This is a genomic window from Flavobacterium succinicans (assembly GCF_001662485.1).
Classification (GTDB): Bacteria; Bacteroidota; Bacteroidia; order Flavobacteriales; family Flavobacteriaceae; genus Flavobacterium; species Flavobacterium succinicans_A.
The window spans coordinates 87,489-114,441 of sequence record NZ_JMTM01000074.1 but is presented as its reverse complement, the minus strand read 5'-3'; the positions used below and the strand labels follow the sequence as shown (position 1 = coordinate 114,441).

The window sequence follows — 26,953 nt, the reverse complement described above, 5'->3', positions numbered from 1 at the left end:
TAGATGGTTAAACTAGAGGTACTCTATTTTCTGTGCTTCTTATTTAAGTTTTTAAGTAGTAACGAAATCGTAAAACTGACTACAGCTCCTATGGCTGCTAAGATTATTGTTTTGGCAATATCATCAGAAGAAAGATTGGGTATCATACTTAAAAATGTACCTCCAGCTGTCCCTTTAAGGGTGGGATTATTCGCTGTCATCTGCAATAGTAAGTTGACTTGTAGCTGAAAGGACACCACCTACAACTGCCATATATCCGCCAATGGTAGAAACCACAACAGGTAAGGCAATTGGTGCAGCGACAATTGTTCCACCAACAGCTGCCAATGTTAACCCAAGCGTTCGAAGCACTTTAAAAAACTTTGGTGTGGGAGCCGTAGCTCTTTTGATTATTTTTCTCATCATTCTAGACTTTTAAGATTGAATAATTAATGTTACTTTTTCTCGATTATCTAGTGCTTTTTCTACTAGTTTTTTTAGCCTGACAAAAGCTTTTCTAGACATTAACCCTAATCCAGCACCTGAAATTTTGGTTACTGGAGCAATACAACCTTGAAGTTCTGCTTGTGCATTATTTGCGGGATGTAAAAGAATTCCCTTTCTATTGGGTACTTCTATTACTTCCAAATGCCAGTTGTATTTTCTGCTGTATCGTTTTCTAATAACATATTTCCCCTCAGGAATGCAGGAAACCTTCGTTTCGTTTTCCTTCCAAGGTAATTCAATTGTATAACAAATGAGTTTACCGTCGCTTTCGAGTTTACCGTTTGTTCCGTTGGGGAAATAAGTTCTTGATAGTACTACCACCATCCTACAACCCTACTACTTGTACTAAAGAAAGGGGGTTATAAGCTCCGTTTTTCAAGGGATACATTTGTCCGTTTACCTCTTGATAAAACTCTACTCCTAGAGCTAAAAATAACGGATTGGCACTATTGGCACTTACTGAATTATCCTGATTGATAGGTGCAGTTAGTGTAGCATCCCAAGGTAAAACTGCTGTTTCTGAAGTAGCCACTTCAAACTTCTCTGCTTCAAAGTCGATAGCTGCACCAGCAGAGATGATTTTGAAATGAGTAGTTCCTGCAGGGGCTGCAATCATAGTGATAGGAACGAAGGGAGCTAAAGTCAAGCCGATGTCCCCAGAAACTCGGTCAATAGTCCCCACAAAAGGAGCAAACAAAGTTGTGCCCAATTTTCCACCAATGTTGAATTCAAAACCAGTTAACAACTCCGCTTCCCCATCTATGACGTTACGTAATCCCCTTGGATTGGTCGCATCAGCCTGAATAACTTTAGTCATGGATTGTGTCAAACGACTTACCATTCGGCCATCCGATGAATTGATCAGTACCTGACGTAAAGCCATTCTCAACATTTTGCCTGCTTTGCCTGCTCGTCCGAATTCGGAACCATTCTCACGTGTTCTTTGAAATGCAGGATCATTTGCAATTCTGTTGGCGTCTACACCGCCTTTTTCACGAGCTAAATGCCCGTCTTTTGTTTTATAAAAGGTAATATCTCCGATAGTCCCTTTCAATTTTATTATGCCATTTTGTTTAGCCATAACTTAAAAATTTACTGTTAATTAAATACACTTTTCATTCTACTTTGAGTTGCAACTACTTCTGAATGAGTTGAGCAAATATTCAATCAAAAATATCTTTATTCAAACAGCGTCTTTTCAAATCCAATCAAAACCATAAATAATCGACTATTATCATCTTTTTTTTATTAGCTGTTTTTTCTATATTTGAGTTGCTTAATAAGCGCGTATCCATAAAAAACACCAATAGTGATTCAAAGCAGCATCAGGGTATGTATCTATCCGAAAGACGTGCAGCGCATCATGGGAAAGGAATATGCTCAAGCAAGATTGTATTTGTTGAAAATAAAGAAGCACTTAAACAAAGAGCCTCATCAACTTATCTCTGTTGAAGAATTTTGCGAGTATACTGGACTTAAATTAGAGCATGTAGCACGTTGTATCGTTGGATAATTTTAATCAGTCAAACGTCTGCAAAGCTCACACCCACTTAACACACTAGTTCAATTACTAGTGTTGTTTTTTTGAGCATCATAGAATTGGAACAATTTTACAATTAACAACTGGAGTTTTGACTGTAAGTCACATTACTGGATCAGGAAAAATAAGATTGTCTTTGCAAGAATATAGATTGATGATGAAATCAAAGCAGGTAGAGAGAAGAATGAAAAACTAAAGAAAAAATGATTTTATAGTTAGAAAAAGTAATCCTCTTTAATAACGAAAAAGCTAAAGCCTTTACCACTTTCATCCTTTCCCTTAAAGTGGGATGCCATTCATGTCCAAAAAAAATAGTTGAATCGTTACCCTAATTACTCTCCCACCTCACCCAGTGATTTATGAATTTTTCTTTTATGATGGGTTTGTCGCAAAGCGTTATCTCCAGAAATCATACTGATATCCCCATCAATTTCAAGTATCGCCAACTTGATATCTCTAAAATGCTCTATTCCGTGTTCTCGCATTACTTCTTCTAATTCTTCGGAAGTGATTCCTAACTTGGCCACCGTTTCAAATTCAATTTTACCATTATGGACTAAAATCTCAGGTTTATCTTGTATCCAATTTTTAATCCATTCAGACTTGAATACCAATTTTTTAAAAATAAGATTCATCACAAACAAAGACAAAGCCGCAAGTATCCCACCAATTAGCGATACATTACTACCCACCATAGCATTTTGAACCGAATTACTAATTAATAAAATTAGAATTACATCGGCTGTATTGAGTTGTGATAATTGTTTTTTACCAAAAATTCGAAGTGCCACAATCATGAATGCATAAACAGCTACACTTCTAAAGATGACATCAAAATAAGGATTATTCATTGCTGAACGGGTTATAATTATTACATAAAAACGGCAACCTAAAACGAGGGGCATTTCAAAGATAAGCTATTTCTATAGGATTCCTAGTTTTTGTTTTTTTTCAAAATTCCATTTGAAACCATTAAAAAACGCAAGATAAGACTACTCTTATTTTGCGTTTTTATAGATGTTTGGCTTACAAAAAAAATGCTTTTATTTCCAGCCACCTCCTAAGCTTTTGTATATCCCGATCGCTCGGATATGTATAAATATTTCTTTAGGAGCGATAGTGAGGATTTGCACACGAACGAAGTGCACTGACGAAGTAATTCGTTCCCACAACGATGAACCACAAACATAATCAGTGCCCACAAAGCAAATCTACTTAAAACAAAGAAGTACAAGTTATGTTTTTGTTTGTTTTGTAGCTTTTATTGTAGTTAAGTGAAAAGGATGTAGACAAAGTATAAAGCAATTTATTTTAGATTGCTGATACACTGTGTGGGCACGGAATGCACCCGAGCGATAGCGAACTGACGAAGTAATTCCGCTATCACTATCTAGAAACCAGTACCTTCCAATTTCAAGCCTAATTTATTTTTATCCCTTGCGGCAGCACGGATTACTTCGTCAGTTCACGTCGTTCGTGTGCAAATGCGCGATCTAGAGAAATTTCACCATTAAGCAATTAAGCTAATTAAGGCTTTATGAAACTTACTTGCTTACATACAAAATCTTATAAATTTCACTACAACCCCACACCACTAGAGGTAGAACCCCTAATTCTACGTTTTTCTGTTATTTTTTTACTAATTCTTGCAATGGTTTCAACTGATCCAAATCGATTTTTGATTGTTGCAACACGGACATCATGTTCATGATATGTGTAGGATTCATGTCTTTACCTAATACCCGAACTACCGCAAAACCTGTTTCTTTTTGATTGGCAAACAAAACAAACTCTTCGATATGCTCATCGGTTCCTACAAAGCTTACCGAAGCACCTTCTTTTCCAGAACCAAACTTCATCAGTTGTTGGTATTTTGGGTTTTTCAAGATTGCGTTTAATTTGGCGCGCTCCGTTTCAAACTCCGCAGTATTATTTGGGTTTCGTTTAAAGGCCAAAACATTCATTTTTTCAAATGATTGTAAGGCTTGTTGTTGTTCTAAAGAGAGTTTAGCTTGATCCAAATTCAAAATCGAAGAAGAAACATCAAGTGCTATGAAATTTTTATTTTCTGTATTTTCCACAAAATACTTTTGCAAACTCGGTTCAGAGTTACAACTTGTCAACCACAGGCATAGGAAAATAGCCCAACCAACTACTGCTTTCATTTTTTTACCTTTTTTAATATTAATAGCGTTCTATTTTGATTATTCTTAACTCTAAGTTTATTCCAATTCTTTTAGTTTTTTTTGTTTTCGTACTTTTTAGCTTCTGAAAACAAACCTACAAGGTTTTGAAAACCTTGCAGGAATTGGAATTCTAAGTTTTGGATTAAAAACTAGTATTGGATAAAGTAAGCTGATTACTGATTACTAACCGCTAAGCACTAGTTCCTACTTCTTTCCTTTGGTGGCTTTTTTCAAATCGTCTCCACCAGGAAAACGCATTTTATCGGTTAATACTGAGATTTCATTCAAATCAAAATCACCTGTCAAAGACATCAAGACACTGTCTTCTCCTCTTCCGCCATCTATAAACATCAACAGTTCTTTGATTTGCGTGTCTTTGGCTCCTGATTTTACTAAAATTTTAATGCTTCTGCCGCTGTCGTTGACACGCATTAGTTCTTCTAAGTTTGCCGTTTTTACATAACGCTCTGCAGTGGCTTTCATTTCGGCTTCTACGCGAGCACTTTTGGTGGTAAACACTTTTAAATTGTCTAATTTTTTGATCAAATTAAAGTATTGCTGCATCTCTTTATCCGAAGCATCAACTTTGACTTTGCTCATCATTTCGAACATTTTCTTGTTGACAATTACCGAAGTGACATCATCTTGACCATCGAATTTATCGAAGGCGCCTTGGGCAAAAATGGGGTTAGCGACTAGTAAAACTACTAAAGCTAAAAATACTTTTTTCGTTATTGCAGTAAAACGCGTTTTGTTGCTGATTATAGCTGTTGATTTCATGTTGTTTTTTGATTTATTGATTAAAAACTTTTCCTTTTGATTTATCGTATTCCTGAATGACCTGCACACTTTCTATGCCGGTGTTTACGTGACCTGACAACAGGGCTAGTGCTTTTTGGGTTTCTCTAAACGCTTCTTCGGGCGTATCACAAGTACCCAATTCGCTAGAGGCTACACTAGTTTTTGTTTCATTGGTCGTGTAAACATACATTCCTATTCCGAGCAAAATCACAACCGAAGCCGCTAATGACCACCAGACTGGTTTTGCAGTGGCCTCCTTTTGGGTGTGCCATTCTGGTGCTTCCTTAGGGTTTATTTGTTCTTTTGCTAAAGAGAAGTAGCCAAACAATGGCTGGTATTGCTCTAAATGCTGCGCAACATTCGATGAAGAAAAATAGTTCGTCAACTCTTTTTCCTCGGCAATACTGCTTTCTCCTTGAAAGTATTTTTCTAAAAGCTCTTCTATTTTATACAGTTCCATAACGGTGTGTTTTTAACATATGTTCTCTAATGGTTTTTCTTGCCCTAGAGAGTGCCACGCGAATGGCGGTTTCATTCATTCCTACTACTTTGGCAATTTCTTCAAATTCATATTGCTCTACTTCTCGAAGCTGAATAATCATTCTTTGCTGTTCTGGCAGTTGATCAATTATTTTAGCCACCCAATTCCAACTATCATTGTCTTCTATTTTTTGTTGCAAGCTTGGTTCTCTATCCGTGTAATTGTTATGCACAATTCGCAAATTACTGGAACGTTTCGCTTTCAACTGATCCAAACAATGATTCTTAGTCATGGTCATGGCTAAGGCTTCCACGCTGGCATAACCGGATAAACTTTCGTTTTTATGCCACAATTTCACCAAAACCTCTTGTGTAGCATCTTCAGCCTCCTCGGTACTCACGAGTAATCGTTTGGCCAACCGAAAGACCTTGTCTTTGAAAGGAGTAATCAATTGTACAAACTCATTTTGGTTCATTCTAATGGTGGTTTCTAGCGGTTCTTATAAGCAAGACGAACGACAATTATTTTTGTTACAAACAATAAAAAAATAATTTTAAAGTTAGTATTTTTACGAAAACTAATTACACTTAACCTTACTTTATGAAAACGACTTATAAAATTGCCTTCCTTTTATTTACAAGCCTTTTCCTTTTACAAAGCTGCCAAAAGGATGAAGATGATATTGCCGCACCAAAATCCTTAGAAATTCAGAACTTTGTTTGGAAAGGGATGAATCAATATTATTTATGGCAAAGCGATGTGCCAAATTTGGCCGATGATAAATTTAAAAATCAAACTGAATTAAATACCTTCCTAAATGGATACACTCCGGAGAGTTTATTTGAAGCTTTGCGTGTAGACAAGTCCATCGATCGTTTTAGCTGGATTGTGAATGATTATGTTGCACTAGAACAATCCTTTCAAGGTACCACTAAAAACGATGGTGTTGATTTTGGATTAAGTTACAAACCTGGAAGTACTACCGAAATTTTTGGTTATGTTCGCTACATTATCCCTGGTTCAGATGCTGCTACTAAAGCGATCAAAAGAGGCGATATGTTTACGGGAGTTAATGGCACGCAATTAACCGCAAGCAACTATCAAACTTTATTGTTAAATGCTGAAAGCTATACTTTGAATTTAGCAGATTATAATGGAACTACGATTGTTAGTAATGGAAAATCTGTGGCTTTAACCAAAACCACTTTGAATGAAAACCCGATTTTTATTACTAAAGTAATCGAAACCGGAGGAAAAAAAATAGGGTATTTGATGTACAATGGCTTTTTTGCTAATTATGACACCCAACTCAACGATGCTTTTGGCAGTTTGAAATCGCAAGGCATTACCGATTTAGTTTTGGACTTACGCTACAACGGTGGGGGTTCCGTACAAACGGCTACACGATTGGCGAGTATGATTACGGGTCAATTCAAAGGAAAAGTATTTGCTAAACAACAATGGAATAAAAAGGTGGAAGCCTACTTTAGCACCAATAATCCTGATGCGCTCAAGAACTTTTTCACTGATAAAATTGAAAGCACGCCCATCAACAGTTTGAATTTGACCAAAGTCTATATTATTACTACAAAAAGTACAGCTTCTGCTAGTGAGTTAGTCATTAATGGCTTGAAACCTTTCATCAATGTTGTTCAAATTGGAGATGTTACTACTGGTAAAAACGTAGGATCCATTACTTTGTATGATTCTCCAACTTTCCAAAAAGAGAACGTGAACCCTTCTCACAAATATGCCATGCAACCTTTGGTACTCAAAATTGTAAACGCTGACGGCTTTGGTGACTATCAAAGTGGATTAACTCCAACTTTCCAACAAGCAGAAACCATCAGTACTTTTGGTGTATTGGGTGATGTTAACGAACCTTTATTAAGTCTAGCCATTGGTAAAATAACTGGTACTAAAAAAGAAGTTCCAGCTGCAAAAGGGAAAACCTTTGAATTTTTCAAAGATGGCAAATCCATCAGAGGCTTTAGAAACGACATGTATTTGGAAACTGTTCCTGAGGGATTATTAAAATCTTTATAGGAATTATACTAAAATTAGAAAATATAACGTTATCCCTATAGTTTTGAAAAGCAATGCTTTTTGAAACTTCATTAGTAACTTTTAAAACATTTATAGTATGAAATTGTATTCTAAAATTGGTATCGGAATCTTAGCGTGTGCTTCTTTAGCATTTATTTCACCTGCATTGAAATCTTCCAAAACCATTCATGTAGTGATTGATGCTGGACATGGCGGACATGATTTTGGCGCAAAAAATAACGCTGTCCTCGAGAAAGAAATCGTTGCACAAATTGCCAGTAAAATCAAAGCGTTGAATACCAATCAAGCTATTGTTTTACATTTTACTAGAACTGCCGATGAATTCGTGGAGTTGCCTTCTCGTGCAGCCCTTATCAATAGCATTCAACCTGATTTATTCCTTTCGTTGCATGTTAATGCTAACGCCAACATTCAAAAATCTGGCTTGGAATTTTTCATCAACGAACAAAATCCTGCCACGGTTGAACAATCTAAAGAAATTGCGACACAACTTAACGCAAGATTGACACAACAAACCGCTTTAAAAGGCAATGCTATGATAAAAAATGCCCCTTTTATGGTGCTAAAAAAAGCAACAGTTCCTGGTGTTTTGATTGAATTAGGGTATTTGACGAACGAAAACGACAAAAACACCTTGACCAACGAAACAGAACAAACAAAAATTGCCAACACCATTTTAGATGTGGTTTCAACGCTAAAATAAAAAGAACAACTACCCAAACAAAAAAGGCGTTTTCATTTCGAAAACGCCTTTTTAGTTTTTAAGCTAGAGCTTTTAATTATTAAAATAGAATCCGTTAGGTCCCACACCTACTGTTACTTCTTTTTGCAAAGCTCCAGTTAATGAATACACATAAGCCTTACTATTCGAAGCGAAATCTCCTCCATCGGCAATGTAAATTTTATCATTCTCTACCGCAAAACCATACATCACCCCATATTGAGAAGTAGACGAGTAGTTAAAAATAGGTTTATCTGAAGGTTGTGTTGCTGTAATATCCATACTATACACTCCTGTATCTTTTGTGAAATAGATTTTAGAACCATAAATATCTAAATTTCCTGCCTCTGTCAAAGCCGTTGGAAACACCACTTCAGTCACCGATTTTTCCGATAATTTCACTTTCACAATTTTGCTTGCACTTCCGTAAGGAGCTGCTAACACATACAAAACACCGTTTTTTACTTCCATTGTATTGGCGCTTGACCCAACAGTTATTGGTGTTTCTAAAGCCTTAGTTACTGTATTTACTACCAAAACTTTGTCGCTATTATAAGGTTCTGTGATGTACAACTTATCACCCTCTAAAACAACACGATTGGCTGTAGCATTCAAGTTAATTTTAGATTCCACTTTATTGGTAGCCAAATCGATAACGGCGACAAAATCATCTGTATTTCCAGTAGCTGGATTCGCATAAGCATAAGTGTTCGCATTGGTTACATAGGCTTTACCATTCTTTGCCACCCCATATCTTGGTGTCACTAGACCTGTTTCGATTTTAGCAAGTAACTTAAACGTATAGCGATTCACTACATTAATCACGTTAGAACCTCCTGCAATCACATAGGCTTTATCTCCATCAAAAAAAATCGATTGCACATAGGTACCGAAAAAATCACCTCCGTTTTCTGCTTTATACACATCTTGTTTAAAAGTAGTCAAATCCTCTCCTAAAAACGATACCGAACCTCCAGAAGAATTTCCCTCATTTAGAATGAATACTCCATTATCATAATTCCCTTTGGAAACATTCTCGTTGTCCTCGTTAGTACAAGATGCCAAAAAGGCGAAAGTAAAGGCTACTAATAAAACTCTAGTTAACTTCATTATATTAAAATTTAAAGATTAGATACAAATTAAAATTACGTCCGGGCATCATTCTATTTTCCAGACTTTCATATTTTTCATTCCAAAGATTAAGCACTTGAGCGCCAATTTTTATGGGATTACGCTTAAATAATTCATAATCCACACCCAAATTAGCCACCCAATACGAAGGAATGATAGCGCTAGGGTCGTTATCAGATTGGGTATAAACAAAACCATTAAATAAGAATTGATAATTGGCGCTCCATTTTTTATAACTGTAGGCCAATGCTGCGGTAGCTTTGTGATAGGGCACAAAAAACAATTGCTTTTGGGTTGCCTCATTCTTAGAAATGGTGTAGGCATACGTCCCATTGATTTGCCAAATACTTTTTCCAAATTGTTGTTTCCAAGCCAATAAAGCTTCTATTCCATAAGCGGTTACGCGATCCGTATTTTGAGGAGACCAAATCCCATTATTCCCCGGAACCCAACGCAACAAATCTTTAATCTTGTTGTAATAGGCAGTTTGCGTTAGGCTGATATTTTTATAAGTAAAAACATTGGCTAGTTCGCCTTGGTACGCACTTTCAGGTTTTAAATTGGGATTGCCACCTTCTTCCCAATACAAATCATTGTAGGTAGGAATGCGGAAATTATGCGAAACATTAACTTTCAATTGGTACCAAGGTGCGATGCGCAAAGCACTTCCAGCCGAAAAAAGAACAGGCGATTTGTAATTGTTGGTAAACTCCTTACGAATCCCCAATTCATTTTGCCATTTCGAATCGATTTCATATTTGACCAACACAGAAGCAGCACCAATCTGTCTTTCGTGGTATCCAAATCCAGAGCCTTCACCTCGGGTTGTATTGTATTCTAAAATCGTATTTATCAAAAATGATGGCGTCGCCTGAAAACTGACATCTGCTTTGGTAATCCAAGTCTTGGTTTCCCCAAAACTGTATTGTTGTAGCGACTTGTTCGGATAATACTGATAGCCTTCGGTGAGGTAAGCCATCTTAGCATTCATCGTCCATTGGTCGAAAACACCATTGTATTCCAACAAATTTCTACTAAAATCATTCTTGTATTTCGTTCTAGACTCCGAGGGCGAAAGCAAAGAAATATTCCTATCGGTATTCGAAGACTGACTGTATGCTTTTAGTATTTGTTTATCAGAAATTTTAAAACCAATAGCTGCATTGAACCCAATTACTTCATACTCCCCGTTTTCATTAAAACGCTGATTCCCTTTCCAATCAAAAAGACCTGGATAATCGTAATCGTTATCAGAATAGTTTCTAGAAAAACCAATTTGAGCCGACCATTTTGTATTTGAAAACTGGCTGGTATAATTTATGCCCTGCGTATTGAAACTTCCATAATCCAATCGCAATTGGTTTGAAAAAGAACGCTCAAATCGCAAGTCATTGTTCAAATGCACCGTGCCACCAATAGCCCCACTGCCATACATCACACTTCCTCCACCTCCTTTAACTGCAATCGAATTGTAATCTGTTCCTGAAATCGTATTAAAATCGGTACTCCCATTCATTTGGGAATTGATGTTGATGCCGTTCCAAATCACCGCAGTTTGCGACGCAGTGGTTCCCCTAAAAGCCACCGTCGATAGCATACCACGACCGTATTCTTTAAAGTATAAAACCGAATTGTAATTGAGTAAATTGGTCAACAACGCACTATTTTTAGACAAAACAGCATCGTTCAAACTAAGAATCGTTTGAGAACTTGAAAATTTACGCAGCTTCGCATCAGCTATGACGACCTCTTTTAAGCGAGTAATCGAATCATTCTGAGCAAAAGTCAGTTGACTTGCCAGCAAGCAAAAACAAAGAAAAGATTTAAAATGTGCCATAATTTCCTGAACCTTTTTTCCCGAAAGTTCGTTATTGGTTAAGAAAAAAGGCAGGTCTCCTGGCTTGCGTCTTGTTGTTGACCTTCCCATTCCAAGGTAGAAGTTAGAGGTTAGAGGTTAGAAGTAGCAACACTTCAATTTTCTAATTTCTAATTTCCCACTTTAAAAACAGTGGCTTTGTAGATAACAACAAGCTTTATAGCTTACAGTTGCGGGTACAGCTTAGGTTTTAAACCTAATTCCCTTTTAATGCGTTTTCTAAAAAAAGTAAAACGCAACCTTAATTCGGATGCAAATATAGCCTTAAAAAAATGGAATACTAAAACTAAAATTCAAAAAACAAGTAAAAAAAATCATAAACTACTATAATACAACAATATAAACCACATCATTCATGACTTGGGCGTGCCCCTTCTGATACTTCGACAGGCTCAGTAGTTGGGTCGGGCTGTACGTTCCCGCTTCCCGATGAAAAATCAGTTAAAATCTGTTGAATCTGCGTGCTATTTTTTTCTTTTTCCTCTTAACTTAATGACATTGCCCTCACGCAAACCCTGCTCAACGAGTATACTCCACTTTCACCACCACTCCGTAATCCAAAGGTGTAGAAAAAGCCTCCTGCAAAGGAATGTTATTTATTCTACACAAAACACTTCGAATTACCCCAGAATGCGTGACTAAAATCAGCGGTTTTTCATTGGGTTTTTCTAATTTCTCCTCCAAAAATTCCCAAACCCGCTGGTCCAAATCGATAAATGATTCGCCATTGGGTACCGCAACATTCACAAAATCATTCATCCAAGGGTCCAAAACAGTCCTCGGAATAGCATTCCAAGCCTGCAATTCCCAGTCCCCAAAGTGCATTTCTTTCAATCGAGGTTCTTCGGCTACTATTGGAATTCCTTTAGCTTCTTGAATATGTTGTGCCAAAATCAAACAGCGTTGCAAGGGACTGGTGTACATAACGCCTTGCTCTGGCAATTGCTCCAAAATCGTTTCAAAAATCGTTTCATAAGGAGCTCGAATACCCACATCGCTTTGTCCATAACAAATGCCTTTCTCACAAACCGTTTCGGTGTGACGCACTAAATAAATTTCCATATCGCTAGTAAGGTTAGGTAAAAAATAACTTCACATACTTGTTGTGTGGCTCCCAAACAATCGCCCGTGTAGCCGTCAATCCATTTCTGGAAATAACGCGCCAAAAAATAACGCGCCAAAAAAACAGGCAACACCACCAACCCAATAATCGCGTGACTCGTCATCAAAACCAGCAAAGGTAATAGCCCAAAAAACAAAGCGCCCACCACTTCTTTCCAAGAATACTGTTGCGCAATGGGTTTGCTTTTACTCGTAGCATCCTCTCGAGAATATTCGTGAGTAAACACAATCGAAATCGCCGCCAATCGACTCAAAGAATGCCCTGTTATGAAAACCAAGAAAAGTGTGAAGAGTGAAAAGTAATTAGTGAATAGTGAATCGCCTTTGGCCAAACTGACCAAACTCATATACTTCAGCAAAAAAAGCAATACCAAACCCATCGCACCATAAGCGCCAATAGCGCTGTCTTTCATAATGGTCAAAATCTTAGTTTTAGTCCAACCGCCACCAAATCCGTCACAGACATCGGCAAAACCATCTTCGTGAAAAGCGCCCGTAACCAACACACTCGCAATCATCGAAAGCACTATCCCAATCTCAGCATTCCACAACCAAGACGCCGCAGCATACACCCCAAAAGCAATTGCCCCAACAATCCAACCAATTAAAGGAAAATAACGAGACGCTTTATTTAAATATTCCGGATTATGGTCAATATTCTTCGGACACGGAATTCGGGTATAAAACATCAAAGCGGTAAAAAAGATGTGGCCTTGTTTTTTCATTTATTATCAACCATTTTAAATCCATATTTTAAAATAAATTCATCATACTCTTCTTGAAATGACTTCTTTTTATGATGTTCCTCTTGATTTTTAATATACTCTCTAACTTTATTAAGAATCGATTCAGACACAGAAACTGCAAAATATTCCTCCTGCCATTGAAATTTTTCTTTAGTCAATTCATTTTTGTTAATCCAAAATGAAGATTCTCCTTTGATAAGCTGCATTACTTTTTGAATATTCTGGTCCACACCTAAGGAAATCAAACAATGACAGTGGTCAGAATATCCATTTATAAAATCAATATAAATTCCTTTTTGAATGGCGTTCTCTCTTATATGATTCCAAACTTTTTGGCGTAATTCAATAGAATCTAAATACGGAATTCTATTTTTAGTACTCCAAACACAATGAAGATAGACTTTTACAAATGGCATTCTTATATTTTTAGTGGTTTAAAATTCGGCTAAAGCCAATTTAGAGATTTTATTTTAAAGAATGGGTTAAAACCCATTCCTATACAAATTTTGCAATAAAATAGGATGGGTTAAAACCCATCCCTATTCAAATTTTGCAATAAAATAGACACTAATTTTAATATTTCATTTTTTTGAATTGCCTCCAGATTTATCTGGAGGAAAAAATTAGCATTTGCTTCAAATAGGCTTTAGCCAAAATAACAATAGGTTTGGCTAAAGCCCAATGCTAAAATCATTTTAATGAATGGGCTAAAGCCCATTCCTATTCAAATTTTTCAATAAAATAAACACTATTTTTTATTATTTCATCTTATAAATTGACTCCTGATTTAACTGAAGGAAAAATATCAATCCTTTTTGTTATTCACCCCAGCCGATTCAAAACTGGCCATCTCATTCAAAAAAGCCACTGCTGATTGTACTAAAGGAAAAGCCAAAGCACAACCCGTTCCTTCCCCCAAGCGTAATTGAAGATGCAACAATGCTTTTGCTCCTAGATATTCCAAGAGTTGTTGGTGTCCTTTTTCAGCCGAAGCGTGACAAAAAACAGCATTGCTCTGAATAGCGGGGTTTTTCTTAAAAGCAATCAAAAAGGCTACTGTCGCAATGAATCCGTCGACTAAAATTAGCATCTTATTTTTATGTGCTTCGAGCATTCCGCCAGCGATTTGTAAAATTTCGAAACCTCCAAAATAGGCCAAAACCGAGTCTAAATCGGTAGCGCCTTTGTAATTCGAAATCGCAGTTGCTAAAATTTGATGCTTGTTTTGTAGCTTTTCATCTGTAACTCCCGTTCCTTTTCCGATGCAATCCGCTAAGGGAATTTGAATCAAAAAATGCATTAACACTGAAGCGGTCGCTGTATTCCCAATGCCCATTTCTCCAAAACCGATGCAATTACTACCCGATTGTGCAATTTGGGACACAACAGCGGCACCTTTCGAAAAACAAGTGCCTACTTCCAAAGGACTCATAGCAGCGGTGTGTAAAAACGACTGTGTGCCTTTGCCAATTTTATTGTGAATCAACTTGGTGTTTGTTGGAAAATCATAATTCACTCCCGCGTCTACAATCGATAGTTCGATTTGGTTTTGTTTACAAAACACATTGATTGCTGCTCCACCTTCCAGAAAATTAGTCACCATTTGTCGGGTTACCTCTTGTGGATAGGCACTTACGCCGTGATTGGCAATACCGTGGTCGGCAGCAAAAACCACTAAATGTGGTTGCTTAATTTGAGGCGAAGTGGTTTGAAACACCATTCCTATTTGGTGAGCGAGTGCTTCTAAATCTCCCAATGCTCCTGTGGGTTTGGTTTTGTTATCGATTTTGTGTTGCAATTGGTTCGATAAAATCGCATTGGGTTCCGTTACTTTTTCTTCAAAGGAAGAAATTACAGTTTCTTTTGATTGTATCGAATCAATCGGAGTGATAGAGGGAAACGACTCTTTTTTCTTCCAACCTAGTTGTTGCAACATCGGCTGCTGTTCATAATTAGAGGCGGGTTTGCCTACACAAAAATAGCCCAAAGGCTCTATGTTTTCGGGTAATCCTAAAATAGATTTGAATTCGTGGTAGTTTAGAATCGACACCCATCCCATAGAATAGCCTTGTTCGGTTAAGGATAACCAAATGTTTTGTGCCGCACAAACCGCGCTAAACTTAATCGCTTCGTTGCTCCCCACGGTTCCGATGGTAAAGTTATTCAGCACCGAACGGTCGTAAGCAATGACCAATCCCACAGGAGCTTCTTCGATGGCTTCGAGTTTTAGTGCTTGGTATTGTTGCTTTTGTTGCTCGTTATCGGTGGCATTGGCTGCTTTTTTATCATAGTCTTCAAACAAAAGTTTGATCGCTTTTTTGACTTCGGAGGAACGTATAACGTAATATCGTGTGGCATCGGTAAGTCCAACAGAAGGTGCATAATGCCCAGCTTGTAACGCTTTTTGCAAGACGTCTTCTGGCACTTCGTCGGTGGTGAAGTGGCGGGTATCGCGACGGGATTGTATGATTTCTTGTAGTGTCATAGTCTTTGTTTTGCGTTAGGGATGGTAGTGGCATCCTTTACTGCCGGGGTTCGGCAGTAAAGATATAACGAACAGCCCGGCCCTTGTGGAAACGCCCAAAATATTGTTATCGAAACCTTTTAGGCATTTTTTTTACCACATAGAAACATAGAATTTATAGTTTTTCAAAAGAAACCAATAGACGTTTTACTATTCACATAGAAATCCTATGTGTAAATACTAGTATTTCTATTCATTCTTTGTCTAATTAGCTTTGACTATGCTTCTATGTGGTTATTTTTTTGTTTTATCATATTGAATTCAAACAACTGAATATTTTAAACTTCGCCTTTGATTACCATTGGGATTCCAGCTACCATAAAAACTACGGTATCGGCTTTTTGGGCGATGTATTGATTGGTCCAGCCTTGCAACTCGGTGAATTTGCGACCGATGTGTGTCTCTGCGTGCAAGCCCATCCCGATTTCGTTCGAAACGATGATGATGGTGGTGTTGGGTTGCTGTGCGAGGGCATCGATTTCTTTCTTGGCTTGTTCCAAACACAAATCGATGTCGTTTTTGTTGTCTACAAAAAAATTGGTCAACCACAGGGTCACACAATCGATGACGGCCACACGGTTTTCGAAATTTATCTCGCTCAGAAACTTTTCTTTTTCGATGTTTTCCCAACGTTCGTCACGGTCTTTTTGGTGTCTGTCGATGCGGTTTTTAAAATCGGCATCCCACTGACGGGCTGTGGCTACATACATTGGGTTGTCCGACTTTTCTTTGGCTATTTTTTCAGCAAAACCGCTCTTTCCAGAACGTTCTCCTCCAGTAATCAAGTACATCATTTGGGATAATTTATGGCTTCATTAAAGAGCAAAGATAGTCTTTGTTGAATTTTTTAGTGTTAAAAATAAACAAGAAATTTTAGTTTTTGCGTTACATTTGCAATGGAAATCAATAGGCAGACCACATAAGTTAGTATTCCATTGATTTAAATTGAGAAGTAAAATTGACCGCAAATTCGCAAATTATTTTTTCGCTTTTAGTAGTCTTACGTTTCATTATTTGTGTCCAAAATTGCCTTAAAAAGGTTTCAAAACTTGTTTATGAAGACTAAAATTGTTCTTATTGCCTTAATAAGCTTGTTGCTCTCTTTGAGTGCTTGCGAGAAAAAAGGTAACACTACCCCTCTTTCGGAAACTACCGCTATCAATAGTATTCGCTATGCTTCTGGACTTTCGATACAGAAAAATCAAGGATTTTCGGTGGTAACGGTTCGCAATGCTTGGCCTGATGCAAAACAAAATTTTACCTATATTTTGAAAGAAAAAAATGGCATTGTTCCAGATAGTTTGCAAAAATACCCTACCATAGCTGTTCCTTTACAAAGCATAGTGGTGACCTCGACCACCAATATTCCGTTTTTGGAGATGTTGGGGGTGGAAAAAAAATTAGTAGGTTTTCCGCACACCGATTATATTTCGTCTCCAAAAACACGACAACTAATCGATGCAGGAAAGGTGAAAAATATTGGTCAAAATGAAAAGTTAGACACCGAACAATTAATTGATTTGAGTCCTAATTTGATTGTGGCTTTTGGCATTGATAATTCGAATCCCACGATTGACAACTTACAAAAAAGCGGTTTGAAAGTGCTCATTCAAGCCGATTGGATGGAACAAACACCACTAGGCAAAGCCGAATGGATAAAATTGTACGGTGCCTTGTTTGGTAAAGAAAAAGAAGCCGAAGTTTTATTTAATGACATCGTAAAAAGTTACCACGAAACCCTAGCCTTGGTCGCTCAAAAAAAGACAAATCCGACCGTTTTGTATGGCTCAATGTACCAAGAACAATGGTTTGTAGCCAAAGGTGACAGCTGGGTGGCACAGTTTTTAAAAGATGCCAAATCTAATTATTTATGGAGTACTACCAAAGGAACTGGAAGCTTGTCGTTGCCCTTTGAAAAGATTTTAGAAAAAGCGCAAAAAGCTAATTATTGGATTGCCACGGGCTCCTTCAAAAACTTAGCGGAATTGCAAAATAGCAATCCACATTACCAACAATTTGACGCTGTAAAAAACAAAAACGTCTATACTTTTGAAAACAAACACGGAGCCACCGGTGGCACCGTTTATTATGAATTGGCAGCAAGTAGACCCGATTTGGTCTTGAAAGATTATATCAAAATTTTTCATCCCGAATTACTTCCGAATTATACGTTTACCTTTGCCGAAAAATTACAATAAATTGAGGTCTTCCTTTAAACATAGTATTCTTTTTATAACCTTATGCATAGGATTGTTTGGTCTGTTTGTGACAAACATTTGTTATGGCTCTATCGCTATTCCTGCAAAGGAAGTTTTGAAAAGTTTGTTAGGACAAACCGCTTCCAAAGACACTTGGGAATACATTATCTTGAATTATCGATTGCCCAAAGCGATTACGGCTGTATTGGTTGGTATGGGTTTATCTATGAGCGGTTTATTGATGCAAACGTTGTTTAGAAATCCAATGGCTGGTCCTTATGTTTTGGGATTGAGCTCTGGGGCGAGTTTGGGGGTTGCTTTTGTGATTTTGGGTGCTAGTTTTATGCCTTCTTTTTTAATTCCCTTGTTACTTTCTAACTATGGTATTGTTTTGGCTTCGACCATTGGAAGCAGCAGTGTACTATTACTAGTTCTCATTGTATCGCAACGTTTACGAGATACTATGGCGATACTCATTATTGGTCTGATGTTTGGCAGCTTAACCTCGGCCATTGTTGGGACACTCACCTATTTTAGTTCCGCAGAGCAATTGCAGAAATTCACCTTCTGGTCGTTGGGAAATTTAGGAAATTTATCTTGGGAATCGGTTTGGATTTTGAGTCTTTGCGTAGGAATTGGGTTAGTCTTAAGTGCTTTTAGCATCAAACCCCTAAATGCTTTGCTTTTGGGTGAAAACTACGCCAAGAGTATGGGGCTCAACTACAGCAAAGCACGATTGATTATTATTTTTGCCACTAGTATACTTGCGGGAAGTATAACCGCTTTTGCAGGCCCGATTGCCTTTGTTGGATTAGCCGTTCCTCATATCGCCAAATTGACCTTTCAAACCAGTAATCACCGCGTGCTTTTTTGGAGTACACTCCTTTTTGGAGCCGGCATTATGTTGGTTTGCGATATATTTACACAAGTCCCCGGCACCGAAGTGAGTCTACCCATTAATGCGGTGACTTCTATCTTAGGGGCTCCTGTAGTGATTTGGTTATTGGTTAGAAAACAAAAAATGATGGGCTAATGGAAATGAGTTCTATTTAACCAAATAAAAAACATAGTTTTTGCAATTAAGAAACCAGTTGGGTGAAATTGAAATAGCATATGAATTTTAACCACATAGGAGCGTCATAGATTAATAGCAAACAGGTAAAGAATAAATAGAAATAGTACTATTTCACACATAGAATGGCAATTTGAAGATAAAATGTATACGAAAGACTTTAAATACTGTAAAATTATATGCTTATATATGGTTTAAAATAATTGCAACCAACTAGTTAAAATAAAAAACTATTTTCAATACTACTTGTTTATGACTACGCAGAAACAACTCAATGAACTTACATTCGAAATAATTGGAGCAGCGATTGAAGTACATAAAACAATGGGTAAGGGATTGTTAGAAAACATTTATCATCATTGTTTATTAGAAGAATTAAAAATAAGAAACATCAATTTTATTTCAGAAAAAAATATTCCTGTATTTTATAAAGAAAAAAAACTTGCAATTGATTTTAAGTGTGATTTACTTATTGAAAATAATATTGTTATTGAATTAAAATCCGTTTCCGAAATAAACCCCATTCACAAAGCTCAACTACTTACCTATATGAAGCTATTAAATGTTCCAAAAGGAATTTTGATAAACTTTAATTGTTTTAATATCTTTAAAGAAGGACAAATGACATTTGTTAATGAAATTTTTCACCAACTACCAAAACACTAAATTATATTTGAAGCCATTGGTTGAAAATTAAAAATATAGAAGATAGTTGTATTTATCGAACATCTATGTGAAGAGTAAAACGTCTATTTGTTTCTTTTAAAAAACTATAAATTCTATGCTTCTATGTGGTAAAAAATCTCAGAATGTAGTACATCAAATTCGTTGTACGGATTTAAAATTTAAAAAATGGAAGAAACTATCATCCTTCAAACCCAATCGATAAGTATTGGTTATCAGAACAAAAAAGTAAGTGCTTTTGTTGCTAAAGATGTTTCCATTGCGCTTAAAAAAGGAAAACTAACGGCTTTGATTGGTGCAAACGGCATTGGAAAATCGACACTCTTAAAAACCATTACTGGAATTCAAAAGCCTCTTGAGGGTGACGTTTTATTACACGACAAAAATATAGCCACCTATAATGTTTCCGATTTGTCACGAGAAATGAGTTTGGTTTTGACCGAAAAATTACCTCCAAGTAATTTAACGGTATATGAATTAGTGGCGTTAGGACGTCAACCTTACACGAATTGGATTGGCACCTTGAACGAGGAAGATAAAATTCAGGTGGAACGAGCGTTGTCACTTACTCAAATCAGTCATTTGGCCGATAAAAAGCATTATCAAATTAGTGATGGGCAATTGCAAAAAGTACTCATTGCACGCGCCTTAGCTCAGGATACACCTTTGATTATTTTGGATGAGCCCACGACGCACTTGGATTTGTTGCACAAAGTTTCGTTATTGAAATTACTTAAAAAACTCACCCACGAAACGGGCAAATGTATTCTTTTCTCTACTCACGATATCGATATGGCGATTCAATTGAGCGACGAAATGATTATTATGACGCCAGAAAGTGTTGTGCAAGATGAACCTTGTAATTTGATTACGAAAGGAAGTTTCAACACGCTTTTTAAAGATGAGCATATTGTTTTTGATGCTGATAAAGGGAAGTTTGTGATTACGGGTTAAGCTCCCTAAACCCCAAAAGGATAATTAAAATCTGTGTCTAAAAATTTAACCGCTAAGAACGCAAAGATTTACGCAGGGGGCGCAAAAAAAAATACAAACATATAAGTCAGAACAGTTTTTTGAATTGACTGTTTATTTTGAACCATATAAGGCAAATAAGGGCATAGAAGGTTAGTTTTGAAATGTTTAGCTGAAAAATTCAAACACAAAGATTCACAAAGTAGGCACGAAGCACCCTAACAATTAAACAATTGCTATAAATCCGTTTTATCCGTGTAATCCGTGGCAAAAAAGTTTAACCGCTAAGTTCACAATGGGATTACGCAAGGGGCGCAAAGGCAATTATACAACTTCGTGTTGCTTCGTGCCTACTTTGTGTTTCCTTGTGGTAAAAAATTAACTGTAAAAGGAGCAAATAGTACCAGCTCATAAAAACTGAACACTAACAGCTGTAAACTGCCAACTAAATTTTGCCTAACGAAAGTTGTCTTCTTGCTTCTCCTACAACAAAAGCAACTGAATTGGCAATATTAAAACTACGAATCAGAGGCGACATAGGGATTTTTAATTGATTTTCTTTGGCAAACAAATCCAATACTTCTTGGCTCAAGCCTACGCTTTCTTTACCGAAAACCAACCAGTCTTCGTCTTGAAATTCGATATTCAAATAGGAATGCTCCGCGTGCGAACTCATCAAAAAGACTCTTGAAGTATCTGGAATTACCTTCATCCATTCGGCTACATTTTGATATTCCGTCACCTCCAGATGCACCCAATAATCCAATCCCGAGCGCTTAAGATTTTTGTCATTAATAACAAAACCAAACGGGTGAATTAAATGCAGACGGCTTTCTGTACCAACACATAAGCGACCAATATTACCAGTATTATTAGGGATTTCGGGTTCGACGAGAACTATATTTAGCATTTGAATTGAGATGAGAGATGAGAGACTGTTAGAAAAAAGACCAAAGAAGGTGAAAAGTAACTTTTAAAATTTAAACTTGATAAATCATTAAATCTAAATCTGATATTTTTTCAAAACCTTTATCGGCAGTAATCAGTGGTAAATTGAAGAAAATTGCTGTAGAAGCTATAATAGCATCCGGAGTTTTAACTTTAAATTTTTGTTTGATTTTGATACTTAATTCCTTTACTTCATTATCCAAAGAAATTATAGAGCATTCTGAAAGAAAAAATTTAATTTTAAGCTTATCATCTTCTCCTATTCCATTATAACCTAGTAACTCTATTTCACTTATAACAGAAACAAACAACTCCATACCACTTAATATAGCTGAAAGTTGTTCGTCACCGTTCAGTAAATAAAGAATAATATTAGTGTCCAAAACAATACTATTCCCATTCATTTCTCAATTCTTTTTGAATGATTAATGAATCTTTAGTTAATTTTATAGAACCACAATGTTTTGAAGTATCCACTCCTTTGGACTTTTTATTTTCCTTGAAAGCGGTTAGAATTTCTTCAAATTCTTTCTTATCAATGTTTTTCTTTATAATAACTGTCATGGCAAATGATTTTACTCAAAATTATAGCATTTTTCAATTCTATTAATCAATAATCGAGTTTATTTTAAAAAAATCCTCTACTACCAGAACTTCTCCTGCTTGCAGCTCTTTCAAATTTACATTTCCAATTCGAACGCGAACCAACCGCAAGGTTGGAAAACCTACAGCAGCCGTCATTTTGCGCACTTGACGAAATTTTCCCTCATTGACTATAATCGAAGCCCATGAAGTGGGACCGTGTCGTTCGTCTCTAATTTTCTTACCGCGTGGGCCAAAATTAGGGATTTTATTCAAAATAAAAGCTTCGCAAGGTTTGGTTACGTATTTGGTTCCATTGCAACCTATTTCAACTCCTTTTTTTATTTGCTCAATCGCTTCGGGAGTGATTACACCATCTACTTGAACATAATATTCTTTATCCACTTTTTTGCTTCTAATTTGCTCACTGACTTTTCCATCGGTAGTCAAGAGTAATAACCCTTCTGAGTCTTCATCTAAACGACCGATTGCCATAGTACCTTCCGGAAAATTATATAGTTCTCCTAGTAAACGTTTCTTTCGTTTGAGTTCATAAATAAACTGACTAAGATAGCCATAAGGCTTGTGAAGAATAAAATGGTGGTGCATGTATTTTGGAAATAAAGCTACAAATATAGCGGGTTATTCTATTTTTTAAAAAAAACTAACCTACAAAGTGTTTCTTAACTATACCTCATTATTCTTCTTTTATGACAGTAAAAAGACTAGTCATGTCATTTAAGAGGTATTAAAAACAAACCATAATTACCTTTATTTCAAGTAAGTAAACAGAAAAATATACTTGATTATAATCTAAAGTTTAAAAAAAATCTATTCAACATTTAAATCAAAAACATCATGGAAGGAACAATGGCAGTAATAACTCCAGTAGCCTATGATTTTACGCCTAAATTTTGGCTTCAATGTAATGGTCAATTGTTATCAATTTCAACGAATTCAGCTTTATTTTCCTTATTAGGTACAACCTATGGCGGCAATGGAATCAGCACTTTTCAATTACCCGATTTACGTGGACGCGCTGCAGTAGGTACTGGTACTAGCACCCTAGGTACCCCTTACGCTCTTGGTCAAATAGGCGGCAGCAATACAGCTACTTTAGGACTAAACAACATCCCTGCTCACAACCACAACGGACCAATTAATATCTCTTTGGGAGCTTCCAATACAATAGGATTTGATTCTACTGCAGAGAACAATAACATTGCTGGCGGTACTGCAAACAGTTTTAGCACCAATAATAATACGACCATGGCAAAACCGTTGAGTCTGCAAGCCTCCATAGGCAGTGCAGGTGGAAGTGTAGCATTTAGTATTTTATCGCCAACCTTAGCACTGAATTATTTAATTTGTGTACAAGGTATCTTCCCAAGTCGGAACTAATACATAATAACATGCATTTAAAAGGCAAAATGTAGAAAATTATAACTCATAGAAAATAAAATTATGTTTGTAGACCCATATATCGGAACGGTAACTATTTTTGGGGGGAATTTTGCCCCACTAAATTGGATGTTTTGTCAAGGACAATTATTATCCATAAATGAATATTCAACTCTTTATGCATTGATCGGTACCACTTATGGCGGCGATGGACAAAACACGTTTGCTCTTCCAGATCTTAGAGGTCGTAGAGGTATTCACTATGGTCAAGGACCAGCCCTTCCTACTTATTTGATAGGGGAATCGGTTGGCGCAGAGCAAACCACACTTCTTTCAGCAAATCTTCCAATGCACAATCACGGCAGTCCTGTTTTAACGGGAACGCCACAAGGATCTACCGATACCACAGGATTAGCTACGCCAAATAGCTCCACTGTACCAGCGGCGGGCGCCCCTATTTATGGTTCACCTGAAGGTATAGCAATGGGTCCCTACTCTGGTACAGGTGTTACAGTAACTGCAGGAAACAACATGCCTGTTCCCACCATTGCACCTTACCTAGCCATGAATTACATTATTACTGTAGAAGGAATTTTTCCTTCAAGAAATTAATTTTTACTACACTTAAAAAAAACATTATGGAAGGAGTTATTGGATTTACAACACTTTTCGCAGGAAATTTCGCCCCTAAGTACTGGGACTTTTGCAACGGACAAACGATCAACATTGCGAGCAATACCGCTTTGTTTTCTATCTTGGGAACGACTTATGGAGGCAATGGAACTACCACTTTTATGCTTCCTAATTTGAAAGGACGAAGTGTTATAGGTGCTGGACAAGGCCCTGGACTTTCTTTTTACAGCCTTGGTCAAGCTGGTGGTTTAGAGTCAGTTTCTCTTACACCACAACAAATGCCAGCACACGTACATCCTGTTTCATACACCATTATTCAGGATTCTAATACAGGAGCTAGTGCTTCTACACCAACAAACAATACGTATGGAAGTGATAGTTCTGGAGGCACCCCATATGCTACTCCTGCCAATATTGGTTTAAAACCTTTTGCAGGAAACATTGCTATGGCAAATGCAGGATCAGGCTCAGTTCCGTTGTCAATCGTGGATCCCTATTTAGGCTTAAATTACATTATTTGTGAATATGGTGTGTATCCATCACGTAACTAACTTCAAATAATTACATCTTGAAAATGAGACTCATTTGTTTCTATTTTCATTTTTGAAAACACTATATCTATTTACATTATGCCTACTCGAATTGGTTTTTTATTGCCTCGTTCCACTGATTATCCTGCTATGGGTTTTGATATTTTGGATGCCTTTCGCATTCATTTTCAATTGTTAGGAGTTGACGATTTGCAACTCATAACAGAAAACATAGGATACGGAGACAATCAACAGCTTTATTATGCAAAAGCAGAAAAATTGTTATTAGAAGACGATGTGCAATTACTGGTTGCCTATAGTGGTGTTCTAAATGCCGAACCATTATACCAATTGGCACAATCTTCGGGCAGGGCTTTTCTTTTTTTAGATGCTGGAATGCAAATGCCCACAGAAGATAAACTGCCGAATAACTGGTTTTTGTCCTTGCAAGGCATTGATGCTTCTTATCGTTTAGGACAATTAGCAGCGAAAGGAAAAAGAAACGTATTGATGGCTAGTTCGTTTTTTGATGCAGGATATAGAGGTTCGCTTTTTAATGTAAAAGGTATTGATGACGAGGGAGGAAAAGTGTCTGGAAATTATGTTAGCACTCATAAAATTAGTGAATTCTCGATTGCTAGGTATCTTGAGTTACTGAATGAAAATTCACCGCAAGTAGTACTAGCAAATTTTAGCATTTACCTTACAGCACTATTTATGAAAGAATTAAAAGAGAACCGTTCGTTAGCAACACCCTTACCCTTCTATTGTTCACCATTTATGGCAGAAGAAACCATACTAACAAAATGTGATTTTCCCACAGGAGAATTTCACACCATAGTACCATGGGCAACCTCTCTGGATAACGAAGCGCAATTTTTATTTTTAAAAAGTATTCAAGAACAAAAAAATAAAGTAGCCAACTTATTTCATTTATTAGGTTGGGAAGCGGCAGTTGTTACTTTTAAATTATTGAATGAAGGGCCACAATCCTTGGCGAACTGGTCGTTTGATAGCCCACGTGGCCAAGTTGTATTTGATGCTGAAACACAAACCAGTTATGCTCCTTTATACCAAGGAATAATTGTGTCGGATGCCGACGGAAAATGCAAGTTAAAAATTGATAAGAAATTGGAGATTACGCAAGAAGAACATAGACAAACGTGCTCACAAAAAATAGAGGGAATCCATTCTGGATGGAAGAATAACTTTTTTTGCACCTAAAATTATGAAAATAGCTATACTTTGTAATGACCGACTAGGACTACCCGCAATGCAATACTTGCTGCAGCAGCAGCAGTTGGTGGTTGCAGTTGGTACATCTGATCGTGTTAGCGAAACCACTTTGTTGTTGGAAAAACAATGTGACTCAGTATTAGTGCCATTTCAAGTTTTTGCAAAAAATAATTTAGAAACTACGCTTACCGCATGGCTTAAACTCCATCAACCTGACGTAGTATTTGTCAAGACATTTCCTTGGAAAATTCCAGCGACTGTTCTTTCTATTCCTACAGGCGGATTTATTAATTTTCATTATGCACCATTACCTGCATTTAGAGGAAGTAATCCTTTATTTTGGATGATTCGAAACCGTGAATCAAGCGGTGCTGTAACCGTCCATCAAATGGATGAGCATTTGGATACAGGCGATATCCTTTTTACCAAAGAGGTGCCTATATATCCAGAAGCTAGTTTCGGAATGCTTATTGCACAATTGGCTTATGTTGGTTTAGAACTTACAACGACTTTGCTACAAGGTTTGGTAGACAAAACATTAGCCCCAAAAAAACAAATTGGCTCCCAAGTAAAATGGTATAGCCAACCTGAAACCAGAGATTTATTTATTGATTGGAAAACGATGACATCCTTAGACGTTCGAGCTTTGGTAAAAGCATGTAATCCTTGGCAAAAAGGAGCAAGAACGAGCAATAAGGGTTGGGTATTTGGCATCACAGACGTATCCCTCTCCTTTGTACCGGTAGAACCTAACACCCATCCTGGCACTGTAATAGCCCTTGATGCATCGAACGGTTTAATAATAGCCTGCGCTGATGGGAAATCAATAAAGATAGAAGTAATCTATTGTGAAGAAGGCTATTTTTCTGGACAAAAAATGACGCAATTTGGTTTACGAAAAGGAGAAAAATTAGAGTGAAATTGATTATTTTAAGAAAACATGTGCCAATTTTTATACTAGTAACTTATTTTTTTACATCTTAAAATCAATCATATCGCATAAAAACATAGAATTA

At 36.9% G+C, this 26,953-nt stretch carries 32 protein-coding genes and 1 riboswitch; of the genes, 12 read left to right on the top strand and 20 right to left on the bottom strand.

Translation table 11 applies throughout. From position 1 onward, the window contains the following. Positions 1-23 precede the first annotated feature (23 nt). The 4 genes from FLB_RS14435 to FLB_RS14050 are packed head-to-tail and all read right to left on the bottom strand — an operon-like array spanning position 24 to position 1,567. A complete protein-coding gene (locus FLB_RS14435) occupies positions 24-200 on the bottom strand; it encodes a hypothetical protein (RefSeq protein WP_197488971.1) in 177 nt (58 codons plus the stop codon). Further along, positions 187-405: a hypothetical protein gene (locus FLB_RS14060; RefSeq protein ID WP_231891088.1), complete on the bottom strand. Its 219-nt coding sequence runs from the start codon at positions 403-405 to the stop codon at positions 187-189. Before FLB_RS14060 ends, FLB_RS14435 begins: the two co-directional genes overlap by 14 nt. A 9-nt stretch (positions 406-414) precedes the next feature. Beyond that, on the bottom strand, positions 415-810 hold the full coding sequence (locus FLB_RS14055; RefSeq protein ID WP_064716583.1) for a DUF5675 family protein: 396 nt from the start codon (positions 808-810) through the stop codon (positions 415-417). 1 nt (position 811) lies between these two features. Then, positions 812-1,567, bottom strand: a complete 756-nt coding sequence (locus FLB_RS14050) for a hypothetical protein (protein ID WP_064716582.1) — start codon at positions 1,565-1,567, stop codon at positions 812-814. Positions 1,568-2,101: 534 nt separating this feature from the next. On the opposite strand from FLB_RS14050, the gene FLB_RS14560 reads away from it, so the two are divergent. Then, the gene (locus tag FLB_RS14560) at positions 2,102-2,176 is read left to right on the top strand and encodes a DUF6527 family protein (RefSeq protein WP_410503418.1); all 75 of its coding nucleotides are present in this window, start codon (positions 2,102-2,104) and stop codon (positions 2,174-2,176) included. Between the two features lie 182 nt (positions 2,177-2,358). Here the strand turns inward: FLB_RS14560 and FLB_RS14045 are convergent, their stop codons facing one another. The 5 genes from FLB_RS14045 to FLB_RS14025 form a co-directional block, all read right to left on the bottom strand. Continuing rightward, on the bottom strand, positions 2,359-2,877 hold the full coding sequence (locus tag FLB_RS14045) for a DUF421 domain-containing protein (protein ID WP_064716581.1): 519 nt from the start codon (positions 2,875-2,877) through the stop codon (positions 2,359-2,361). 777 nt (positions 2,878-3,654) lie between these two features. Beyond that, entirely contained in the window at positions 3,655-4,191 is a 537-nt protein-coding gene (locus tag FLB_RS14040; protein ID WP_064716580.1) for a DUF4252 domain-containing protein, read from the bottom strand. 225 nt (positions 4,192-4,416) lie between these two features. Beyond that, the gene (locus FLB_RS14035) at positions 4,417-4,992 is read right to left on the bottom strand and encodes a DUF4252 domain-containing protein (protein ID WP_064716579.1); all 576 of its coding nucleotides are present in this window, start codon (positions 4,990-4,992) and stop codon (positions 4,417-4,419) included. Between the two features lie 13 nt (positions 4,993-5,005). Continuing rightward, positions 5,006-5,473 (bottom strand): hypothetical protein, encoded by a 468-nt coding sequence (locus FLB_RS14030; RefSeq protein ID WP_064716578.1) that lies wholly within the window; start codon positions 5,471-5,473, stop codon positions 5,006-5,008. Then, positions 5,460-5,969, bottom strand: a complete 510-nt coding sequence (locus tag FLB_RS14025; protein ID WP_064716577.1) for an RNA polymerase sigma factor — start codon at positions 5,967-5,969, stop codon at positions 5,460-5,462. The genes FLB_RS14030 and FLB_RS14025 overlap by 14 nt, the downstream gene beginning before the upstream one ends. Before the next feature lie 125 nt (positions 5,970-6,094). Between FLB_RS14025 and FLB_RS14020 the strand changes: the two genes are divergently transcribed. Next, on the top strand, positions 6,095-7,540 hold the full coding sequence (locus FLB_RS14020; RefSeq protein ID WP_064716576.1) for a S41 family peptidase: 1,446 nt from the start codon (positions 6,095-6,097) through the stop codon (positions 7,538-7,540). 97 nt (positions 7,541-7,637) lie between these two features. Continuing rightward, positions 7,638-8,264: an N-acetylmuramoyl-L-alanine amidase gene (locus tag FLB_RS14015; protein ID WP_064716575.1), complete on the top strand. Its 627-nt coding sequence runs from the start codon at positions 7,638-7,640 to the stop codon at positions 8,262-8,264. 72 nt (positions 8,265-8,336) lie between these two features. Here the strand turns inward: FLB_RS14015 and FLB_RS14010 are convergent, their stop codons facing one another. From FLB_RS14010 to cobU, 7 genes are all read right to left on the bottom strand, one after another. Next, positions 8,337-9,392, bottom strand: coding sequence for a YncE family protein (locus FLB_RS14010; RefSeq protein ID WP_064716574.1), 1,056 nt, complete (start codon positions 9,390-9,392; stop codon positions 8,337-8,339). A gap of 4 nt (positions 9,393-9,396) precedes the next feature. Continuing rightward, complete coding sequence (locus FLB_RS14005) at positions 9,397-11,250, bottom strand: TonB-dependent receptor plug domain-containing protein (RefSeq protein ID WP_064716592.1); 1,854 nt, start codon at positions 11,248-11,250, stop codon at positions 9,397-9,399. Between the two features lie 31 nt (positions 11,251-11,281). Beyond that, a riboswitch (cobalamin riboswitch) is annotated at positions 11,282-11,548 on the bottom strand. A gap of 260 nt (positions 11,549-11,808) precedes the next feature. Then, positions 11,809-12,351: an alpha-ribazole phosphatase gene (gene cobC, locus FLB_RS14000; RefSeq protein ID WP_064716573.1), complete on the bottom strand. Its 543-nt coding sequence runs from the start codon at positions 12,349-12,351 to the stop codon at positions 11,809-11,811. Beyond that, complete coding sequence (locus tag FLB_RS13995; protein ID WP_064716572.1) at positions 12,336-13,136, bottom strand: adenosylcobinamide-GDP ribazoletransferase; 801 nt, start codon at positions 13,134-13,136, stop codon at positions 12,336-12,338. The genes cobC and FLB_RS13995 overlap by 16 nt, the downstream gene beginning before the upstream one ends. Further along, complete coding sequence (gene tnpA, locus FLB_RS13990; RefSeq protein ID WP_064716571.1) at positions 13,133-13,573, bottom strand: IS200/IS605 family transposase; 441 nt, start codon at positions 13,571-13,573, stop codon at positions 13,133-13,135. Before tnpA ends, FLB_RS13995 begins: the two co-directional genes overlap by 4 nt. 389 nt (positions 13,574-13,962) lie before the next feature. Beyond that, entirely contained in the window at positions 13,963-15,642 is a 1,680-nt protein-coding gene (gene cobT, locus FLB_RS13985) for a nicotinate-nucleotide--dimethylbenzimidazole phosphoribosyltransferase (protein WP_064716570.1), read from the bottom strand. A 317-nt stretch (positions 15,643-15,959) separates the two neighbouring features. Next, the gene (cobU, locus tag FLB_RS13980) at positions 15,960-16,475 is read right to left on the bottom strand and encodes a bifunctional adenosylcobinamide kinase/adenosylcobinamide-phosphate guanylyltransferase (RefSeq protein WP_064716569.1); all 516 of its coding nucleotides are present in this window, start codon (positions 16,473-16,475) and stop codon (positions 15,960-15,962) included. Between the two features lie 261 nt (positions 16,476-16,736). On the opposite strand from cobU, the gene FLB_RS13975 reads away from it, so the two are divergent. The 4 genes from FLB_RS13975 to FLB_RS13960 all read left to right on the top strand — a co-directional run bounded on the left by FLB_RS13975 (position 16,737) and on the right by FLB_RS13960 (position 20,589). Continuing rightward, entirely contained in the window at positions 16,737-17,879 is a 1,143-nt protein-coding gene (locus tag FLB_RS13975; RefSeq protein WP_064716591.1) for an ABC transporter substrate-binding protein, read from the top strand. Positions 17,880-17,940: 61 nt separating this feature from the next. After that, positions 17,941-18,912, top strand: coding sequence for an iron ABC transporter permease (locus FLB_RS13970; protein ID WP_231891089.1), 972 nt, complete (start codon positions 17,941-17,943; stop codon positions 18,910-18,912). A 291-nt stretch (positions 18,913-19,203) separates the two neighbouring features. Beyond that, a complete protein-coding gene (locus FLB_RS13965) occupies positions 19,204-19,617 on the top strand; it encodes a GxxExxY protein (protein ID WP_064716568.1) in 414 nt (137 codons plus the stop codon). Between the two features lie 186 nt (positions 19,618-19,803). Continuing rightward, positions 19,804-20,589 carry an ABC transporter ATP-binding protein gene (locus FLB_RS13960; protein WP_064716567.1) on the top strand — a complete coding sequence of 262 codons (786 nt, stop codon included), beginning with the start codon at positions 19,804-19,806 and terminating at the stop codon, positions 20,587-20,589. A gap of 463 nt (positions 20,590-21,052) precedes the next feature. On the opposite strand, the gene FLB_RS13955 is transcribed toward FLB_RS13960, so the two are convergent. From FLB_RS13955 to FLB_RS13945, 4 genes are all read right to left on the bottom strand, one after another. Then, positions 21,053-21,517: a tRNA (cytidine(34)-2'-O)-methyltransferase gene (locus tag FLB_RS13955; protein ID WP_064716566.1), complete on the bottom strand. Its 465-nt coding sequence runs from the start codon at positions 21,515-21,517 to the stop codon at positions 21,053-21,055. A 70-nt stretch (positions 21,518-21,587) separates the two neighbouring features. Further along, the gene (locus FLB_RS13950) at positions 21,588-21,959 is read right to left on the bottom strand and encodes a type II toxin-antitoxin system VapC family toxin (RefSeq protein ID WP_064716565.1); all 372 of its coding nucleotides are present in this window, start codon (positions 21,957-21,959) and stop codon (positions 21,588-21,590) included. After that, positions 21,946-22,119, bottom strand: a complete 174-nt coding sequence (locus FLB_RS14290; protein WP_157490622.1) for a hypothetical protein — start codon at positions 22,117-22,119, stop codon at positions 21,946-21,948. Before FLB_RS14290 ends, FLB_RS13950 begins: the two co-directional genes overlap by 14 nt. A gap of 42 nt (positions 22,120-22,161) precedes the next feature. Next, a complete protein-coding gene (locus tag FLB_RS13945) occupies positions 22,162-22,746 on the bottom strand; it encodes a pseudouridine synthase (protein WP_064716564.1) in 585 nt (194 codons plus the stop codon). A 249-nt stretch (positions 22,747-22,995) separates the two neighbouring features. Between FLB_RS13945 and FLB_RS13940 the strand changes: the two genes are divergently transcribed. From FLB_RS13940 to FLB_RS13920, 5 genes are all read left to right on the top strand, one after another. Continuing rightward, entirely contained in the window at positions 22,996-23,538 is a 543-nt protein-coding gene (locus tag FLB_RS13940; RefSeq protein WP_064716563.1) for a phage tail protein, read from the top strand. Positions 23,539-23,601: 63 nt separating this feature from the next. Further along, entirely contained in the window at positions 23,602-24,150 is a 549-nt protein-coding gene (locus tag FLB_RS13935; RefSeq protein WP_064716562.1) for a phage tail protein, read from the top strand. A gap of 26 nt (positions 24,151-24,176) precedes the next feature. Continuing rightward, the gene (locus FLB_RS13930) at positions 24,177-24,722 is read left to right on the top strand and encodes a phage tail protein (protein WP_082923303.1); all 546 of its coding nucleotides are present in this window, start codon (positions 24,177-24,179) and stop codon (positions 24,720-24,722) included. Between the two features lie 78 nt (positions 24,723-24,800). After that, positions 24,801-25,925, top strand: coding sequence for an ABC transporter substrate-binding protein (locus FLB_RS13925; RefSeq protein WP_064716560.1), 1,125 nt, complete (start codon positions 24,801-24,803; stop codon positions 25,923-25,925). Between the two features lie 4 nt (positions 25,926-25,929). After that, complete coding sequence (locus FLB_RS13920) at positions 25,930-26,856, top strand: methionyl-tRNA formyltransferase (protein WP_082923302.1); 927 nt, start codon at positions 25,930-25,932, stop codon at positions 26,854-26,856. Positions 26,857-26,953: the final 97 nt, after the last annotated feature.